The following is a 17,884-nucleotide window of genomic DNA, read 5'->3' on the forward strand; positions in this document are numbered from 1 at the left end:
CCAGAGCGAAGCACTAGCCCCGTCGCCACTCGCCCGGCGTCACGCCATAGCGCATTTTGAAACGCTTCGAGAAGGACGCCAGCGACTGAAAGCCGCAGCGTTCGGCAATCACCTCGAGGTTGGTCTGACGCTCGAGGCGCAGCAGCCGGGCGGCCAGCGCCATTCGCAGCTGCGACAGCCACGCCTGCGGCGTCAGGTGATAAACGCGGGCAAAATGACGGGCAAAGGTGGCCCGCGACAGAAAGGCGCGGGCGGCCATGGTTTCCAGCGTCCACGGCTGCTCCGGGGTCGCCATCACCGCCAGCACCGCCGGCATCAGGCGTTCATCGCTCATCAGACGCAGCAGCCCGCCGGGCGGCTGCTGCTCGCCAAGCAGCATGCGCAGCAGCAGCACCAGCAGCGTATCGCCGAGGCTGCGCACGATAGCGCTGCCGCCGGGACGCTGCGCCAGGCTTTCGCGGACCAGTATGTTAAGCAACGGCTGCAGCTCCGGGCAGTCTTCGCGCGTATCGGTATGGAGATGGATCAGCGTCGATGCCTCAGTGAACAGCCAGCTAACGTGCGGACCAAAATAAAATTCGCCGCACAGCATCTCCAGCGCCCCCTCCGCCGGGCCGGCGCGCATTTCCGTCACCGTGCCGTTAAACCGGTGCGCTACCGGCAGCACCTGGCCCCACTCCACCAGGCTCTCCATCAGATGCGGCGAACCGTGCGGCAGGAGGACCACATCTCCCGCGCGCAGGTGATGAGTCTGGCCGCCGACGTTAAGCCGCCCCTCACCGCGCAGCACCACGTGCCACGGCACCACGCCGCTGCGCATTTGCTGGTGCCCGGCCTGCCAGCGGCCGCCGAAGCGACAGTGCAGGTTCACTTCGCAGCGCGGCGCCAGCAGCGCCAGCAGATGACTGAGACTGTCCATGCTTCTCCTGAGACGATAAGACAAAAAGGTGAGACGAAGACCGCCAGTCTAGCATGCGGCAACGGCCTAAGATGACCCCAATGCCAACACACACCCTCGATAACAACAGGAGTTAACCATGAGCCGTTTAGCTGATATCCGTGAACAAGACGCCACCGGCAAAGCTGCCGATATTTTCGCCGGGATCAAAAAAGCGATGGGCAAAGTGCCAAACGCCTACCTGACCATCGGCGGCCACTCGCCGGCGGCGTTGCAGCAGGCGCTGGCGCACAATGCGATGCTCCATAAAGGCAGCCTCAGCGCCCAACAGCTGGAGGCGATTAATCTGTCAGTCAGCGAAGCCACCGGTTGTGACTACTGCCTGGCCGCGCACACCTTGATGGCGAAAAAAGCCGGCTTCAGCAGCGAGCAGATCCACGCCCTGCGCCGCGGGGCGTATGCGGAAGAGACACAGCTTGATGCGCTGGTGAAATTTGCGCAGACTCTGGTCACCACCACCGGTACGCTGCCGGAAGCCGACGTCGCCGCGCTACGCAACGCCGGTTTTAGCGACCAGCAGGTGATTGAGATTATCAGCGCCATCAGCGCGATCCTGTTCACCAACATGGTGAACCGGGTTAACGACACGGTGGTCGACTTCCCGAAAGCCGATTAATCCGTCGCGCAGCGCCGGTTTTACAGCCCCAGATCGCTGAGCCCCGGATGATCGTCCGGGCGACGCCCCTGGGGCCAGTGGAACAGGCGCTCGCTTTCAGCGATCGGCAGATCGTTGATGCAGGCGTAGCGCGTCTGCATCAGTCCATGCTTATCAAACTCCCAGTTTTCATTGCCGTACGAGCGAAACCAGTTGCCGCTGTCGTCGCACCACTCGTAGGCGAAGCGCACGGCGATACGATTTTCCTGCCATGCCCACAGCTCCTTAATCAGCCGATATTGCTGCTCTTTGCGCCATTTTCGCTGCAGGAATTCGACAATTTCCCTTCTGCCGTGAACAAACTCGCTGCGGTTGCGCCATTCGCTGTCCACGGTGTAGGCCAGAGCGACTTTTTCGGCATCGCGGCTGTTCCAGCCATCTTCTGCGGCGCGAACCTTCTGGATAGCGCTGTCGCGGGTAAACGGCGGTAACGGGGGACGTTGTTCGGTCATGCTGACTCTCCTCTGCGAACTAATTGCTGCTGCAGGCGCTGATTCTCCTGCTCCAGGTCATGAATACGTTGCTGCAGGTTCTGGCTGTACTCCGCCACCTGCTGCGCGCTGTAGCGCGGCGTAATGTGCTGCGGGCAGTTCCAGTCAAACGCCTGCAAATGAAAAAGAAACAGACGTTCAATGCGGGCGCGATAGTTGGCCGGCGCCACCTGCGCCAGCAGCTGCGGGTGGTCCACTGCCGCCAGGACCTCGACGGTGGCGTAGATTTTCAGCCTGGCACGGCGTGGATAATCCATCAAAAACAGGCAGGCCCGGTCGCTGCCGCGCAGGTTGCCGGTGGTGATGTACTGACGGTTGCCGCCGAAATCCGCCATCGCCAGGGTGGTGTCATCCAGCAGATGCAGAAACCCCGGCGGGCCGCCGCGGTGCTGGACATAGGGCCAGCCGCTCTGCGACACCGTCGCCAGATAGAAGCTGTCGCGGGTGGCGATCATCCCCGCTTCGCTGTCGCCGAAGCGGTCGGCCTGGCGGCGGCTATGCGGCGTTTGCCACAGCTGGTCGCTGCCCATTTCATGCTGCACATCCATCACGTCCGGGGTGATGGCGATATCGAGAAAGGTTGCTGCCATAGCGCCTCCTGTTGTCTGGCGCCATCATGGACTGTACTGCGAAAAATGATAATACTGATTTAGTGGCAATCATCTTTCCAAAAATCGGGAGAATAATGGATCGATTAAGCGCGATGGCGCTGCTGGTGAAAGTGACCGAGCTGGGGAGTATGTCGGCGGCGGCGCGGGCGCTGAATATGCCGTTGACCACCGTCAGCCGCCATATCGGCGAGCTGGAGAACGCGCTGGGGGTGCGCCTGCTGGCGCGGACCACCCGCAAACTGACGCTCACCGACGCTGGGGTCGATTATGTCGCCGCCGCGCGGCGGATCCTCGAGGAGGTGGAAAACGCCGAGCGCCAGGCGACGGGCGAGTATCAGGAGCCGAAAGGCGAGCTGGTGATCTCTGCGCCGACGATGTTTGGACGCCAGCACGTTCTCCCGGTGATCGCTGAATTTATCGCCCGTTACCCGCAAATTCGCGTCCGTTTGCTGCTCAGCGATCGTAACGCCGACCTGGTGGGCGACCATATCGATCTGGCGGTGCGGATTGGCGACCTGGCGGACAGCAGCATGGTGGCCACCCGCCTCGGCAGGATGCGCATTGTGGCCTGCGCCCATCCGGCGCTGCTGGCGAAATACGGCGAGCCGCAGCGGCCGCGCGATCTGGCGGCGCTGCCGATCATCCGTATTGAATCGCCGATGCCCTATCGCGGCTGGCGCTTTCGCGCCGCTGAGCGCGAGGACCAGCTAATTAATCTGCCGCCGGCGCTATCGGTCACCACGCCGGAGAGCGCTGCTGATGCCGCGCGGCTGGGGGTGGGCGTAGCTCGCTTACTGCACTATCAGGCGCTGGACGGCCTGCGACAGGGTGAGCTCCGTCTGCTGCTGGAACGCGTCGAGCCGGAACCGGCGCCGGTCCATTTGCTGTATACCGCGCGGGACCTGGCGCCGCTTAAGCTGCGAAAATTTATCGATTTTGCCGCGCCGGCGCTGCGTCAGGCGCTGCTGCGCATCGCCGGGGCCGCTTAGTGCGTCGCGGTCTTCAGCGGCGCCTCCTTTAACAGCCAGGAGAGGACAAACGCCACCGCCATAATGCCGGCCGCCATCAGGAACGCCGCGTGGATCGCCGCGCCGAAGGCGTCGAGATAGTCGAGGCGGATATCCGCGGGCAGGTGCTGCACCGCCACCGGATTCATTCCCGGCGGCAGTACCGCGCCTTCCGGCAACAGCTTTTGCAGGTTGCTCTGCAGTACGTGTGTGAACACCGCGCCAAACAGCGCCACGCCGATGGAGCCGCCGATCGAGCGGAACAGGGTCACGCCGGAAGTGGCCACGCCGTACAGCTTCGCCGGCATCGCGTTCTGCACCGCCAGGACCAGCACCTGCATCACCAGCCCCAGACCCGCCCCCAGCACGCCGGTAAACAGGTACAGCTGCCACAGCGGCGAGTGAATGGTGATCCGGGTCAGCAGCACCATGCCGGTCACGCCAAGCAGGGTGCCGAGGATCGGAAACAGGCGATATTTACCGGTCCGGCTGATAATGCGCCCACTGATAACCGAGGTCAGCAGCAGGCCGCCCATCAGGGGGATCAGCTGCAGCCCGGCCTCGGTGGGGGTTGCCTCCTTCACCACCTGCAGATAGAGCGGCAGGAAGGTGACCGACCCGAACAGCGACATGCCGATGACGAAGCCGATCAGGCTGCACAGCAGGAAGCTGCGGTTGCGGAACAGCGACAGCGGAATAATCGGCTCGGCGGCCATCCGCTCTTCGTAGATAAAGCCGATGACACCCACGATGCCGAAGGCCAGAATGCACCACAGCTGCGGGTCATTCCAGGCATGGACGCTGCCCCCTTCCGAGGTAAACAGGATGATGCACAACAGCGCCATGCTGAGGTAAATCGCTCCCAGCCAGTCAATCTGATGCTGGCTGCGTTTACTGCTGCTGTGGAATACCGCGCCGATCACCAGCAGCGCGAAGAGGCCCAGCGGCAGATTGATGTAGAAGATCCAGCGCCAGGAGGCGTGTTGCACCAGAAAGCCGCCGATCAGCGGGCCGATCACCGTCGCCAGGCCAAAAACGCCACCGAACAGCCCCTGATAGCGGCCGCGGTTGGCGGGCGGGATGACGTCGGCCACCGCCGCCATGCTGATCACCATCAGGCCGCCGCCGCCGAGCCCCTGCAGGCCGCGCATCAGCACCAGCTGGGTCATGTTTTGCGCCAGCCCGCAGAGGGCGGAGCCGACGAGAAACAGCCCAATCGCCACCTGCAGCACGATTTTGCGGCCGAACAGATCGCCGAATTTACCGTACAGCGGCACCGCGATGGTGGAGCTGAGGATATAGGCGGTGACCACCCAGGAAAGCTTGTCCAGCCCCCCCAGTTCGCCGACAATCGTCGGCAGCGCGGTGGAGACAATGGTCTGATCCAGCGCGGAGAGCAGCATCACCAGCAGTAAGGCGCCAAACAGCAGGCGTATCGACTGCACCGGTGGGTTTGCGACTTGAGTAGTCATCACAACGCTCGCTTGAAATTAATTAAATGCATAATTAATATTTAGTGAAAGAATGAGTCGGGTCAAGAGATCGCCATATCATGACAGCACAAAAGGATCAGAATGCCCCCCGCCGCCCGGGGCGACCGCGTGGAAAAAAATCGGGTACCGCCAACCGCGAACAGCTGATGGACATCGCCCTGACGCTGTTTGCCCGCGACGGTGCGGCCCGCGTGTCGTTGAACGCCATCGCCAAAGAGGCCGGGGTAACGCCGGCGATGCTGCATTACTATTTCAGTTCGCGGGATGCGCTGGTGACGCAGCTGATTGAGGAGCGCTTTATGCCGCTGCGCAACCACATCAGCCGCATCTTTGTCGACCATCCGCAGGACCCGGTGCTGGCGCTGACGATGATGGTCGAAACGCTGGCGCATATGGCGGAGAAGAACGCCTGGTTCGCGCCGCTGTGGATGCAGGAGATCATCGGCGAGATGCCGATCCTGCGTCAGCATATGGATGCCCGCTTCGGCGAGGAGCGTTTTCAGGTGATGCTGGAGGCAGTGCGCCGCTGGCAGCTGGAGGGCAAGATTAACCCGGCGCTGTCGCCGGAGCTGCTGTTTACCACGGTGATTAGCCTGGTGCTGGTGCCGTTTTCGCGCATCCACAGCGATCCGCGTTTACAGGCGGTCAACCGCCAGACCATCGTCAGCCACGCGCTGGCGTTGATGGGCCACGGCGTCGGGGGTTAAGCGCAGCCGCCGCCCGGCAAAAGCTTTTGTAGCCCGGATAAGGCGCCACGCGCCGCCATCCGGGATTTTCCCTGCTCGCGCTACGCTTAGCAGGGCTACAGTCGTAGGCCGGGTCAGGCGCAGCCGCCACCCGGAGAAATAACGGCACAACCGGAAATGTCCCTCTTAGCACTATGTTTGGCAGGGCCACAACGTTTAGCAGGGCTACCACTCCCGTGTTATGTCCGGGCAGATTGCGCTCCCGGTTGATCTTCTGCGTTATGTCTCTTATGGAGCAGGGAGCGCACAGGGGGCGGCCAGTCGCCGCCGCCCCCTGTACTCCCGGGCTCCGGCCAGCAAAATCGCCGCTGCGCGGTGCCTTCGACTTATCCCTGCAGGCTTCGGGTCGGGCCGAGGCAGCGTCAATGCAAAACACGGCCCTCAGCCCGCATCCATGCGGGCTGCCCCGGCCTTCCGGGAACGTCTCAGCGATTTTGAGGCCGCCAGCACCGGCAGTTTCAGTCGCGCAAGTGGTTAAATTAACAACAGGTCGCACGAACCCCAGGACGGGTAAGGCGACAGGCTCCACCCGGCAAGAATACAGGTGACGTGCCTGATATCCTGCCCGGCGGCGCTGCGCTTGCCGGTCCTGGGTGGGGCGAAACTATGGGAGAACGGTGTAGGCCGGATAAGGCATTTATGCCGCCATCCGGCACAATCACAGGTACGGTACCTGACCGCCCGGCGATATCAGGATCGTTACAGCGCTTTCGACAAATAGTGACGCTGCATCCCCGCGTGCGGGAAGTCGGGCAGCGACATCTGCAACTGATAGCCTAATTTCTGATAAAACGGTAACGCCTGGAAGCTAAAGGTATCCACCAGCAGATGGCTGCAGCCCAGCGCCTGCGCCTGCCGCTCCGCCTCCTGCATCAGCTCGCTTCCCAGCCCGCGTCCGCGGGTCGCCTCGCTGACCCACAGATACTCAATACACAGCCAGTTGCCTTTGCGTTTGGCAATCAGCCCGCCCTGCATCACCCCTTGCGCATCGCGGGAGTAAAGCCCCAGATCGCCAAACTGCGCCGCATCGAGATACTGCTGATTATAGTGCCGCAGACCGGCAAGCAATTCTTGTTGATCGTCGGGATTAATGCTTTTTGTAATGATTAGTGTCATTAACTATCTCCAGTATTGCGATGCCGAATGGTTATTTTCCCTCTCCACTTTCACAAAATATTCTTATTTTCTCCATGATTATTTGCCTTAATTTTTTGCGTTCTAAAAGTAAGCAAAAAAACCTTTCCATTATCGCGGCGGATCGTATAATGGAGAAAAATGAGAATAATCATTCTCACTACAAAACTAGAGGAGATGCGCTTTTCACCTCCTGAAGGCCGAAGAGGTTGGCTTCAGCGGAGACACAATAACAATCACGTTCAGGAACATCTGTGTTCCTTTTTTGTCATTTTCGCTTAGCCGAAAATGCCTCAGCGCCCAACCTATTCCCTCGTTTTTAAATAAACGGGGCGGACGTCTTATATCTTGAGAAAATATAATGAAATACATCATAGCTCCCATCGCGACAGCATTATTTCTCCTTAGCGGATGCGATAATGCGCAGACATCTGCCCCGCAGCAACCCACGCCGGAAGTGGGCGTGGTCACTCTGCAAAGCCAGCCGGTTCCGGTAGTCAGCCAGCTCACCGGCCGCACCACCGCCTCGCTCAGCGCCGAAGTACGCCCGCAGGTGGGCGGCATCATCCAGAAGCGCCTGTTTACCGAAGGCGATATGGTGAAGGCCGGGCAGGCCCTTTACCAGATCGATCCCTCCAGCTATCGCGCGACCTGGAACGAAGCGGCGGCGGCGCTGAAACAGGCCCAGGCGCTGGTAGTCTCCGACTGCCAGAAGGCTCAGCGCTACGCGTCGCTGGTCCGGGATAACGGCGTCTCCCGCCAGGATGCCGACGACGCCGCCTCCACCTGCGCCCAGGACAAGGCCAGCGTGGAATCGAAGAAAGCGGCGCTGGAGAGCGCGCGCATCAACCTGAACTGGACCACCGTCACCGCGCCGATTGCCGGGCGTATCGGCATCTCGTCGGTCACGCCGGGGGCGCTGGTCTCCGCCGATCAGGATACCGCGCTGGCGACGATCCGCGGGCTCGACACCATGTATGTCGATCTGACGCGATCCAGCGTCGATCTCCTGCGCTTACGCAAACAAAGCCTGGCCAGCAACAGCGACACCCTCAGCGTGACGTTAACCCTGGAAGATGGCAGCACCTATCCGGAAAAAGGGCGTCTGGCGCTCACCGAAGTCGCCGTCGATGAATCCACCGGCTCGGTAACCCTGCGCGCTATCTTCCCCAACCCGCAGCACGTCCTGTTGCCGGGGATGTTTGTTCGCGCGCGCATCGATGAAGGCATCATGAACGACGCGATCCTCGCCCCGCAGCAGGGGATTACCCGCGATGCCAAAGGCAACGCCACGGCGCTGGTGGTCGATGCCGACAACAAAGTTGCGCAGCGCGCCGTGGAAACCGGCGACACCTACGGCGATAAATGGCTGGTGCTGAGCGGCCTGAAAGCGGGCGACAAGCTGATCGTCGAAGGCACCGGTAAAGTGGCCCCTGGCCAGACGGTGAAGGCCGTTGCCGTCAACAATAACGGAGGCAACGCCTGATGTTCTCCCGTTTCTTCGTGCGTCGCCCGGTCTTTGCCTGGGTGATCGCCATTCTGATTATGCTCGCCGGCGTGCTGGCGATCCGCACCCTACCGGTGGGCCAGTATCCGGACGTCGCCCCGCCGGCGGTGAAAATCTCCGCCACCTATACCGGCGCCTCTGCCGAAACCCTGGAGAATAGCGTCACCCAAGTCATCGAGCAGCAGCTTACCGGCCTCGACCATCTGCTCTACTTCAGCTCTACCAGCAGCTCCGACGGCTCGGTCAGCATCACCGTCACCTTTGAGCAGGGGACCGACCCGGACACCGCCCAGGTGCAGGTGCAGAACAAAGTCCAGCAGGCGGAATCGCGGCTACCGAGCGAAGTCCAGCAGTCCGGCGTGACGGTGGAAAAATCGCAGAGCAGCTTCCTGCTGATCCTCGCGGTGTATGACAAAACCGACCGCGCCACCAGCTCCGATATCTCCGACTGGCTGGTCAGCAACCTGCAGGACCCGCTGGCGCGCGTGGAGGGCGTCGGCAGCCTGCAGGTATTTGGCGCCGAATACGCGATGCGCGTCTGGATGGACCCGACCAAACTCGCCTCCTACTCGCTGATGCCTTCCGACGTCCAGTCGGCGATTGAGGCGCAGAACGTGCAGATCTCCGCCGGTAAAATCGGCGCCCTGCCGTCGTCCAGCGCCCAGCAGCTGACCGCCACCGTGCGCGCGCAGTCGCGGCTGCAAACCCCCGATCAGTTCAAAGCGATCATCGTGAAAAGCCAGGCCGACGGCTCGGTGGTGCGCCTGAGCGATGTCGCGCGGGTGGAGATGGGCAGCGAGGATTACACCGCTACCGCCAATCTGAACGGCCATCCGGCCGCCGGGATCGCGGTGATGATGGCCCCCGGCGCCAACGCGCTGGATACCGCGACCCTGGTGAAAAGCAAGATCGCCGAATTCCAGCGTCAGATGCCGCAGGGATACGATATCGCCTATCCGAAGGACAGCACCGAGTTTATTAAAATTTCGGTCGAGGACGTGATTCAGACCCTGTTCGAAGCGATCGTTCTCGTGGTCTGTGTGATGTATCTGTTCCTGCAGAATTTCCGCGCGACGCTCATTCCGGCGGTGGCGGTGCCGGTGGTGCTGCTCGGCACCTTCGGGGTGCTGGCGCTGTTCGGCTACTCGATTAACACCCTGACGCTGTTCGCCATGGTGCTGGCGATCGGCCTGCTGGTGGACGACGCCATCGTGGTGGTGGAGAACGTCGAGCGCATTATGCGCGACGAAGGGCTGCCCGCTCGCGAAGCCACCGAAAAATCGATGGGCGAAATCTCCGGCGCGCTGGTGGCGATCGCCCTGGTGCTGTCGGCGGTGTTCCTGCCGATGGCCTTCTTCGGCGGCTCGACCGGGGTCATTTATCGCCAGTTCTCGGTGACCATTATCTCAGCGATGATGCTGTCGGTGGTGGTGGCCCTGACCCTCACCCCGGCGCTGTGCGGCGCGCTGCTCAGCCACTCCAGGCCTCATACCAAAGGGTTCTTCGGCGCGTTTAACCGCCTGTGGGGGCGTACGGAAGCGGGCTACCAGCGCCGCGTGCTCGGCGGCCTGCGCCGGGGCGCGGTGATGATGGGCGCTTACGTCCTGATTTGCGGGGCGATGGCGCTGGCGATGTGGAAACTGCCGGGCAGCTTCCTGCCGGTGGAGGACCAGGGCGAGATCATGGTCCAGTACACCCTGCCCGCCGGGGCCACCGCGGTGCGCACCGCCGAGGTGCGCCGCCAGGTAACCAACTGGTTCCTGACGAAAGAGAAAGCCAATACCAACGTCATTTTCACCGTCGACGGCTTCAGCTTTAGCGGCAGCGGTCAGAACGCCGGGATGGCCTTCGTGTCGCTGAACAACTGGTCGCAGCGCAAAGGCGACGACAATACCGCCCAGGCCATCGCCCTGCGCGCCAACAAAGAACTTGGGGCGATCCGCGACGCCACCCTGTTCGCCATGACGCCGCCATCGGTGGACGGCCTTGGGCAAAGTAACGGCTTCACTTTCGAGCTGATGGCCAGCGGCGGTACCGACCGCGACAGCCTGATGAAGCTGCGCAGTCAGCTACTGGCGGCGGCCAACCAGAGCGGCGAGCTGCAGTCGGTGCGCGCCAACGACCTGCCGCAGATGCCGCAGCTGCAGGTGGATATCGATAACAACAAAGCGGTCTCGCTGGGGCTGTCGCTGAGCGACGTGACCGATACGCTCTCCAGCGCCTGGGGCGGCACCTACGTGAATGACTTTATCGATCGCGGCCGGGTGAAGAAGGTCTATATCCAGGGCGAGAGCGACGCGCGCGCGGTGCCCTCCGACCTTGGCAAATGGTTCGTTCGCGGCAGCGATAACAGCATGACGCCGTTCTCCGCCTTCGCCACCACCCACTGGCAATACGGCCCGGAAAGCCTGGTGCGCTACAACGGCTCCGCCGCCTTTGAGATCCAGGGCGAAAACGCCGCCGGCTTCAGCTCCGGCGCGGCGATGGACAAGATGGAAAAGCTGGCCGACAGCCTGCCGGCGGGCTCCACCTGGGCGTGGAGCGGCATTTCGCTGCAGGAAAAGCTGGCCAGCGGCCAGGCGATGAGCCTGTACGCCATTTCGATTCTGGTGGTGTTCCTGTGCCTGGCGGCGCTGTATGAGAGCTGGTCGGTGCCGTTCTCGGTGATCATGGTCATCCCGCTCGGCCTGCTCGGCGCGGCGCTGGCGGCGACGCTGCGCGGCTTAAGCAACGACGTTTACTTCCAGGTGGCGCTGCTGACCACCATCGGCCTGTCGTCGAAGAACGCCATCCTGATCGTCGAGTTCGCTGAATCCGCCGTGGATGAGGGTTATTCGCTCTCCCGGGCGGCGATCCGCGCCGCGCAGACCCGTCTGCGCCCCATTGTCATGACCTCGCTGGCGTTTATTGCCGGGGTGCTGCCGCTGGCCGTCGCCACTGGCGCCGGGGCCAACAGCCGCGTGGCGATCGGCACCGGCATCATCGGCGGCACCCTGACGGCCACCCTGCTGGCGGTGTTCTTTGTGCCGCTGTTCTTCGTGCTGGTGAAACGCTTCTTCACTCGCCAACGTCCTTCTCAGGAGTAAAGTATGTTTCGTTTGAGTTTTATGTTTATCGCGCTCCTGACCGCGGGCTGCGTCTCGCTTGACCCGCATTATGATCGCCCGGCCGCGCCGGTGCCGGCCACCCTGCCCGGGGCGCACGGCGAATCGACGGCGGTGGTCGGCGACTGGCAGAAAGTGGTCAATGACGCGCGGCTGAAAAAAGTGGTCAGTATCGCGCTGAACAGCAACCGCGATGTGCAAAAGGCGCTGGCCGATATCGAGGCCGCGCGCGCCCAGTACGGCGAGACGCGGGCGTCGCTGTTTCCCACTGTCGATGCCGAGCTGAGCCATACCCGCAGCAAAACGGTGGCCAGCGGCCTGAGCTCAACTTCGCAGGCCGACGGCGCGGTCTCCAGCTTCGAGCTGGATCTGTTTGGCAAGAACCAGAGCCTGTCGCGCGCGGCGCGCGAAACCTGGCTTGCCAGCGAATTCACCGCGCAGAATACCCGACTGACGATGATTGCCGATTTGACCACCGCCTGGGTGACGCTGGCGACGGATAACAGCAATCTGGCGCTGGCGCAGCAGACCATGGACAGCGCAGCAAACTCGCGCAACATCGTCGCCCGCCAGATGGCGGTGGGCACCGCCTCCGCCGGCGATTTAAGCTCGGCGGAAAGCGTCTATCAGCAGGCGCGCGCCAGCGTCGCCAGCTACCGCACGCTGGTGGCGCAGGATAAAAACGCCATTAACCTGCTGGCGGGGGAAACCGTGCCGGAGAGCCTGCTGCCCGGCACCCTCGAAAGTCTGGGGGATAACAGCATCGCCCTGGTGCCGGCGGGGGTGTCGTCGTCGGTGCTGCTGCGCCGGCCGGATATACAGGAAGCGGAGCACAACCTGAAGAGCGCCAATGCCGATATCGGCGCGGCGCGGGCGAATTTCTTCCCGTCGATTTCCCTGACCGCCAGCGCCGGGGTCGGCAGCGACTCGCTGTCGTCACTGTTCAGCCACGGGATGCAGGTGTGGTCGTTCGCCCCCTCAATCAGCCTGCCGCTGTTCACCGGCGGCAGCAACCTGGCGCAGTTGCGCTATGCGGAAGCGGAGAAAAAGGGGCTGATCGCCACCTACGAGAAATCGATTCAGAGCGCCTTTAAGGACGTTGCCGATGCGCTGGCCCGCCGGGAAACGCTGAGCGAAGAGCTCGATGCCCAGCGGCAGTACGTCGCCGCCGAGCAGACCTCGCTGGATATCGCCATGAAGAGCTATCAGGCCGGGGTCGGCGATTATCTGTCGGTGCTTACGGCCCAGCGCACGCTGTGGTCGGCGAAGACGACGCTGCTGTCCCTGCAGCAGACCGACCTCAATAACCGGATCACCCTCTGGCAGTCGCTGGGCGGCGGCGCCAGTTAATTTCACCCGCCGGGCGGCCGCGCCCGGCTTCTGTAAGGAATCGTTATGCCACGTGTTTCCCTCTCCTGGGCGCTGATCCTCGGCCTGCTGTCGGGCATCGGCCCGCTGTGCACGGATTTTTATCTGCCGGCGCTGCCGGAGATAACTCAGCAACTGCAGGCCACCAGCACCCAGACCCAGCTGTCGCTGACCGCCGCGCTGATTGGCCTCGGCCTGGGTCAGCTGTTTTTCGGCCCGCTGAGCGACCGCATTGGCCGCCTGAAACCCCTGGCGCTGTCCCTGCTGCTGTTTATCTTCTCTTCGGCGATGTGCGCCCTGACAAGGGATATCAACATGCTGATTGTCTGGCGTTTTTTACAGGGCTTCGCCGGCGCCGGCGGTTCGGTGCTGTCGCGCTCCATCGCCCGCGATAAATACCAAGGCACCCTGCTGACCCAGTTTTTCGCCCTGCTGATGACGGTGAACGGCATTGCGCCGGTTCTGTCACCGGTGCTGGGCGGCTACGTGATCACCGCCTTCGACTGGCGAATTCTCTTCTGGACGATGGCCGCCATTGGCGGCGCGCTGCTGGTGATGAGCCTGACTATCCTGCGGGAAACGCGCCCGGCCGCGGCAACCAATGCGACCCGCCAGCGGCCCGGCCAGCCGGTGCTAAAGAATCGTCGTTTTCTACGCTTCTGCCTGATTCAGGCCTTTATGATGGCCGGACTGTTCTCCTACATCGGTTCCTCTTCCTTCGTGATGCAGAGCGAATACGGCATGAGCGCCATGCAGTTCAGCCTGCTGTTCGGTCTGAACGGTATCGGGCTGATTATCGCGGCGATGATCTTTTCCCGTCTGGCGCGCCGCTTCAGCGCCGAAAGCCTGCTGCGCGGCGGCCTGACGCTGGCGGTGAGCTGCGCGGCGATCATGCTGCTGTTTGCCTGGCTGCAGCTGCCGGTGCTGGCGCTGGTCGGCCTGTTCTTTACCGTGTCGCTGATGAGCGGCATCAGCACCGTCGCCGGCGCGGAGGCGATGAGCGCCGTTGACGCCGCGCAGTCCGGGACCGCGTCCGCGCTGATGGGCACCCTGATGTTTGTCTTCGGCGGCATCGCCGCGCCGCTGGCGGGCCTCGGTGGCGAAACGATGCTGAAAATGAGCCTCGCGATGGCGATCTGCTACCTGCTGGCGCTGCTAATGGGCCTCAGCCAGTCGCGCAGCGCGCGCTAAACGCCAGGTGCGGTAATAAAATATTCCACCTTTATTACCGCACCATTTCCCGCCATCTCTACCATTCTCGTATTATTCTCCGCGTACTAATCGTGATACTCTTCACAGGCAAGGAATAAATAATTCCTTATACTGCGCACGACTGAGAATAACGAGGTTTCTATGAGTATCGACCTGAGCAAACTGCTGACCGAGCGACGCAACGCCAACAGCGCCAACATTGACACCCTTTCCACCCTTGAGATGCTGACGGTGATAAACCAGGAAGACCAGCAGGTGGCCCAGGCGATTACGCCCTATCTGCCGCAGATTGCCGAGGTGGTGGATAAGGTCGCGACGGCGCTGCAGGCCGGTGGCCGCTTGATTTATATCGGTGCTGGCACCTCAGGGCGTCTGGGGATCCTCGATGCCAGCGAATGCCCACCGACCTTCGGCACCCGCCCGGAGCAGGTGGTGGGGATCATCGCCGGCGGACATAAAGCGATTCTCAGCGCCGTGGAAAACGTGGAAGACAACAAAGCGCAGGGGGCGATGGATCTGCAGAACCTGAACTTCAGCCACCGCGATGTGCTGGTGGGGCTGGCGGCCAGCGGACGCACGCCGTACGTCATTGGCGCCATGGAGTATGTCCATCGCCAGAATGCCTTTGTCGCCATCGTCAGCTGTAACCCGCATGGCGAAATGGCCCAGCTGGCGGACGTCGCCATTACTCCGGTGGTCGGCCCGGAGGTGGTGACCGGCTCAACCCGCCTGAAAGCCGGCACTGCGCAGAAGCTGGTGCTGAACATGATCTCCACGGGGGCGATGATCCGCGTCGGCAAGGTCTACAGCAATCTGATGGTCGACGTCGAAGCGACCAACGCCAAGCTGATTGAGCGCCAGGTTTCCATCGTGATGGAGGCGACCGACTGCGATCGCCCCACCGCCCAGAATGCGCTGGAGGCCTGCGGCCGCCACTGTAAAACGGCGATCGTGATGGTGCTGGCAGACTTAAGCGCCGAAGAGGCGCAGTCGCTGCTGGCGAAAAACAACGGCTACATCCGCAAGGCGCTCAGCAACGCCTGAGCGCCGACAGACAGGTAACGGGCAATGGCAAAAATAACGAAAGAGATGATAGCGCGGATCCTCAGCCACGTGGGCGGCGCCGCAAACGTCGCGCAGGCGGGCAACTGCATGACGCGCCTGCGCTTGACCCTGCGCGATGAAGGGCTGGCCGACACCACCGCCATCCGCCAGATTGACGGCGTGATGGGGGTGATCGTCAGCGACGAGCAGTTCCAGGTAGTGCTCGGCCCCGGCAAAGCGCAAACCGCCGCCGAGATGATGAACGGCCTGCTGGAGGAGGCCCCCGCCGCGCCGTCGCTGGCCGATGTCGCGGCGGAGAGAAAACAGGCGCTGAAGGGCAAGCAGACCAGCGCGGTACAGAAGTTTCTCGCCAAATTCGCCACCATCTTTACGCCGCTAATCCCCGGCTTTATCGCCGTCGGGCTGCTGCTGGGCTTCGCCACCCTGGCGGAACAGGTTTTCGTGCTGGAGAACGCCCATCCGAACGCCAGCCTGGTGGCGCTGATTGGCTATATGAAGGTCTTCAGCAAAGGGATGTTCACCTTCCTGAGCATCCTGATTGGCTATAACGCTCAGAAGGCGTTCGGCGGCTCCGGGGTAAACGGCGCGATTATCGCCTCGCTGTTCGTGCTGGGCTACAACCCGGAGGCGACCAGCGGCGTCTACGCCGGGATCTCCACCTTCTTCGGCCACGGCATCGATCCGCGCGGCAATATCATCGGCGTACTGATCGCCGCCATCCTTGGCGCGTGGGTTGAACGCCAGGTGCGGCGGGTAATGCCGGCCAACCTCGATATGATCCTCACCTCGGCGGTGACGCTGCTGATCATGGGCGCGGTGACCTTTACGGTGATCATGCCGATTGGCGGCTGGTTGTTTACCGGCATGTCGTGGTTGTTCCTGCATCTTAACGGCAACCCGTTTGGCTCGGCGGTGCTGGCCGGCCTGTTCCTGCTGGCGGTGATGTTCGGCGTCCATCAGGGGTTTGTCCCGGTCTATTTTGCGCTGGTGGATGCCCAGGGCTTTAACTCGCTGTTCCCGATCCTGGCGATGGCCGGGGCCGGGCAGGTGGGGGCGGCGCTGGCGCTGTTCTGGCGGGCGAAGCGCGATTCGCTGCTGCGAACCCAGATTAAAGGGGCGATTATTCCGGGCTTCCTCGGGATTGGCGAGCCGCTGATCTACGGCGTCACCTTGCCGCGGATGAAGCCGTTTGTTACCGCCTGCCTCGGCGGCGCCTGCGGCGGCTTCTTCGTCGGGCTGATCGCCTGGCTGGGGCTGCCGGTCGGCCTGAACACCGTGTTCGGTCCGTCCGGGCTGGTGGCGCTGCCGCTGATGACCTCCGGCAGCGGGATTTACGCCGGGATGGCGGTTTACGCCGGCGGACTGGCGGTCTCCTACCTGTGCGGCTTTGTGCTCACCTGGCTGTTCGGCAGTAAAAATGTCGATTTAAGCTAGAACGCGATTGTCGGGTCATGCCCGGCGGCGACTTCGCCTTCCCGGGCCTGCAAAATCGTTACCCCGGCGCGGCCAACTACCATTTCCTGCCCCGCCGCCCGGGCGGGCGCATGTTATGATTCCCCTTTGTCACATTTCACCAGAGGAAAAGATGGGCTCCAGCAAAAAAGGGATGCTGAACGTACTGATTGCCGCCGTGCTGTGGGGCAGTTCCGGGGTATGCGCGCAGTTTATTATGCAGGAAAGCCAGATGTCGTCGCCGTTTCTGACCATGACGCGTCTGCTGTTCGCCGGGCTGATCCTGCTGATGCTCGGCTTTGTTCACGGCGACCGCATTTTCCGCGTGCTGCAAAACCGCCGCGACGCCGTCAGCCTGCTGTTTTTCTCGCTGTTTGGCGCGTTAACCGTGCAGTTCACCTTTCTGATGACCATTGAAAAATCGAATGCCGCCACGGCCACAGTGCTGCAGTTCCTGTCCCCGACGATCATCGTCGCCTGGTTCGCCCTCGCCCGCAAAGCGCGCCCCACTCCGTTGGTGCTGGGGGCTATCTGCACCTCGCTGGCGGGCACCTTTCTGCTGGTAACCCACGGCAACCCGACGACGCTGTCGATTTCGCCGGCGGCGCTGTTCTGGGGGATCGCCTCGGCGTTTGCCGCCGCGTTTTATACCACCTATCCCTCGACGCTAATTGCCCGCTACGGGACGCTGCCGATCGTCGGCTGGAGTATGTTGTTCGGCGGTGCGATGCTGCTGCCGTTTTACGGCGGCCAGGGCACCGATTTTGTGGTGAACGGCAGCCTGCTGTTAGCTTTTTTCTACCTGGTGGTGATCGGTACTTCGCTGACATTCAGCCTTTATCTTAACGGCGCGCAGAAGATTGGCGGCGCCAAAGCGGGGATCCTCAGCTGCGCCGAACCGCTGAGCAGCGCCCTGCTGTCGCTCCTGCTGCTGGGGATCACCTTCACGCTGCCGGACTGGCTGGGCACTCTGCTGATCCTGGCGTCGGTGGTGCTGATCGCTATCGACTCGCGGCGGCGGGTGAGAGCCGCCTGAGGCGATGATAACAAACGCCTTTTCAATAAGTTAAATTAACCGCTA

17 protein-coding genes are annotated in these 17,884 nt (G+C 62.4%); 11 read left to right on the plus strand and 6 right to left on the minus strand.

Annotated elements, in window-relative coordinates:
• Positions 1–13: 13 nt before the first annotated feature.
• Positions 14–919, minus strand: coding sequence for an AraC family transcriptional regulator (locus tag ACLH1I_RS20975; protein ID WP_017900756.1), 906 nt, complete (start codon positions 917–919; stop codon positions 14–16).
• A 118-nt stretch (positions 920–1,037) separates the two neighbouring features.
• Between ACLH1I_RS20975 and ACLH1I_RS20980 the strand changes: the two genes are divergently transcribed.
• On the plus strand, positions 1,038–1,574 hold the full coding sequence (locus ACLH1I_RS20980) for a carboxymuconolactone decarboxylase family protein (protein WP_004205112.1): 537 nt from the start codon (positions 1,038–1,040) through the stop codon (positions 1,572–1,574).
• 20 nt (positions 1,575–1,594) lie between these two features.
• Here ACLH1I_RS20980 and ACLH1I_RS20985 read toward each other — a convergent pair whose 3' ends face one another.
• Together ACLH1I_RS20985 and ACLH1I_RS20990 are read right to left on the minus strand one after the other, a co-directional pair.
• Positions 1,595–2,065: a DUF1348 family protein gene (locus ACLH1I_RS20985; protein WP_004205113.1), complete on the minus strand. Its 471-nt coding sequence runs from the start codon at positions 2,063–2,065 to the stop codon at positions 1,595–1,597.
• Entirely contained in the window at positions 2,062–2,694 is a 633-nt protein-coding gene (locus ACLH1I_RS20990; protein ID WP_049093059.1) for a pyridoxamine 5'-phosphate oxidase family protein, read from the minus strand. Before ACLH1I_RS20990 ends, ACLH1I_RS20985 begins: the two co-directional genes overlap by 4 nt.
• A 95-nt stretch (positions 2,695–2,789) precedes the next feature.
• Here ACLH1I_RS20990 and ACLH1I_RS20995 point away from each other — a divergent pair, with 95 nt between their 5' ends.
• A complete protein-coding gene (locus tag ACLH1I_RS20995; RefSeq protein ID WP_004205115.1) occupies positions 2,790–3,704 on the plus strand; it encodes a LysR substrate-binding domain-containing protein in 915 nt (304 codons plus the stop codon).
• On the opposite strand, the gene ACLH1I_RS21000 is transcribed toward ACLH1I_RS20995, so the two are convergent.
• Positions 3,701–5,194, minus strand: coding sequence for an MDR family MFS transporter (locus ACLH1I_RS21000; protein ID WP_062914065.1), 1,494 nt, complete (start codon positions 5,192–5,194; stop codon positions 3,701–3,703). The two genes, ACLH1I_RS20995 and ACLH1I_RS21000, sit on opposite strands and share 4 nt — an antisense overlap.
• A gap of 80 nt (positions 5,195–5,274) precedes the next feature.
• Between ACLH1I_RS21000 and ACLH1I_RS21005 the strand changes: the two genes are divergently transcribed.
• Positions 5,275–5,922: a TetR/AcrR family transcriptional regulator gene (locus ACLH1I_RS21005; protein ID WP_017900760.1), complete on the plus strand. Its 648-nt coding sequence runs from the start codon at positions 5,275–5,277 to the stop codon at positions 5,920–5,922.
• Between the two features lie 738 nt (positions 5,923–6,660).
• Here the strand turns inward: ACLH1I_RS21005 and ACLH1I_RS21010 are convergent.
• Positions 6,661–7,077 (minus strand): GNAT family N-acetyltransferase, encoded by a 417-nt coding sequence (locus tag ACLH1I_RS21010; RefSeq protein ID WP_198079994.1) that lies wholly within the window; start codon positions 7,075–7,077, stop codon positions 6,661–6,663.
• Between ACLH1I_RS21010 and ACLH1I_RS21015 the strand changes: the two genes are divergently transcribed.
• Positions 7,052–7,168 carry a hypothetical protein gene (locus ACLH1I_RS21015; protein WP_046620779.1) on the plus strand — a complete coding sequence of 39 codons (117 nt, stop codon included), beginning with the start codon at positions 7,052–7,054 and terminating at the stop codon, positions 7,166–7,168. The genes ACLH1I_RS21010 and ACLH1I_RS21015 overlap by 26 nt on opposite strands.
• Here ACLH1I_RS21015 and ACLH1I_RS21020 read toward each other — a convergent pair.
• Positions 7,128–7,250, minus strand: a complete 123-nt coding sequence (locus ACLH1I_RS21020; protein WP_046620780.1) for a hypothetical protein — start codon at positions 7,248–7,250, stop codon at positions 7,128–7,130. The genes ACLH1I_RS21015 and ACLH1I_RS21020 overlap by 41 nt on opposite strands.
• A gap of 206 nt (positions 7,251–7,456) precedes the next feature.
• Between ACLH1I_RS21020 and eefA the strand changes: the two genes are divergently transcribed.
• The 7 genes from eefA (at position 7,457) to ACLH1I_RS21055 (ending at position 17,839) form a co-directional block, all read left to right on the plus strand.
• Positions 7,457–8,581, plus strand: a complete 1,125-nt coding sequence (gene eefA / locus ACLH1I_RS21025) for a multidrug efflux RND transporter periplasmic adaptor subunit EefA (RefSeq protein WP_017900176.1) — start codon at positions 7,457–7,459, stop codon at positions 8,579–8,581.
• On the plus strand, positions 8,581–11,688 hold the full coding sequence (eefB, locus tag ACLH1I_RS21030) for a multidrug efflux RND transporter permease subunit EefB (protein WP_049116200.1): 3,108 nt from the start codon (positions 8,581–8,583) through the stop codon (positions 11,686–11,688). Before eefA ends, eefB begins: the two co-directional genes overlap by 1 nt.
• 3 nt (positions 11,689–11,691) lie before the next feature.
• Positions 11,692–13,056 (plus strand): multidrug efflux RND transporter outer membrane subunit EefC, encoded by a 1,365-nt coding sequence (gene eefC, locus ACLH1I_RS21035; protein ID WP_004205125.1) that lies wholly within the window; start codon positions 11,692–11,694, stop codon positions 13,054–13,056.
• 45 nt (positions 13,057–13,101) lie between these two features.
• On the plus strand, positions 13,102–14,265 hold the full coding sequence (locus ACLH1I_RS21040) for a multidrug effflux MFS transporter (RefSeq protein WP_004205126.1): 1,164 nt from the start codon (positions 13,102–13,104) through the stop codon (positions 14,263–14,265).
• A gap of 162 nt (positions 14,266–14,427) precedes the next feature.
• Positions 14,428–15,330 carry an N-acetylmuramic acid 6-phosphate etherase gene (gene murQ, locus ACLH1I_RS21045; protein WP_198079992.1) on the plus strand — a complete coding sequence of 301 codons (903 nt, stop codon included), beginning with the start codon at positions 14,428–14,430 and terminating at the stop codon, positions 15,328–15,330.
• Positions 15,331–15,354: 24 nt separating this feature from the next.
• Entirely contained in the window at positions 15,355–16,785 is a 1,431-nt protein-coding gene (gene murP / locus ACLH1I_RS21050; protein WP_064178598.1) for a PTS N-acetylmuramic acid transporter subunit IIBC, read from the plus strand.
• Between the two features lie 151 nt (positions 16,786–16,936).
• Positions 16,937–17,839 (plus strand): DMT family transporter, encoded by a 903-nt coding sequence (locus tag ACLH1I_RS21055; protein WP_004205129.1) that lies wholly within the window; start codon positions 16,937–16,939, stop codon positions 17,837–17,839.
• Positions 17,840–17,884: the final 45 nt, after the last annotated feature.

The organism is Klebsiella sp. 1SOBk10mer, assembly GCF_046602535.1.
GTDB classification, from domain to species: Bacteria; Pseudomonadota; Gammaproteobacteria; order Enterobacterales; family Enterobacteriaceae; genus Klebsiella; species Klebsiella quasipneumoniae.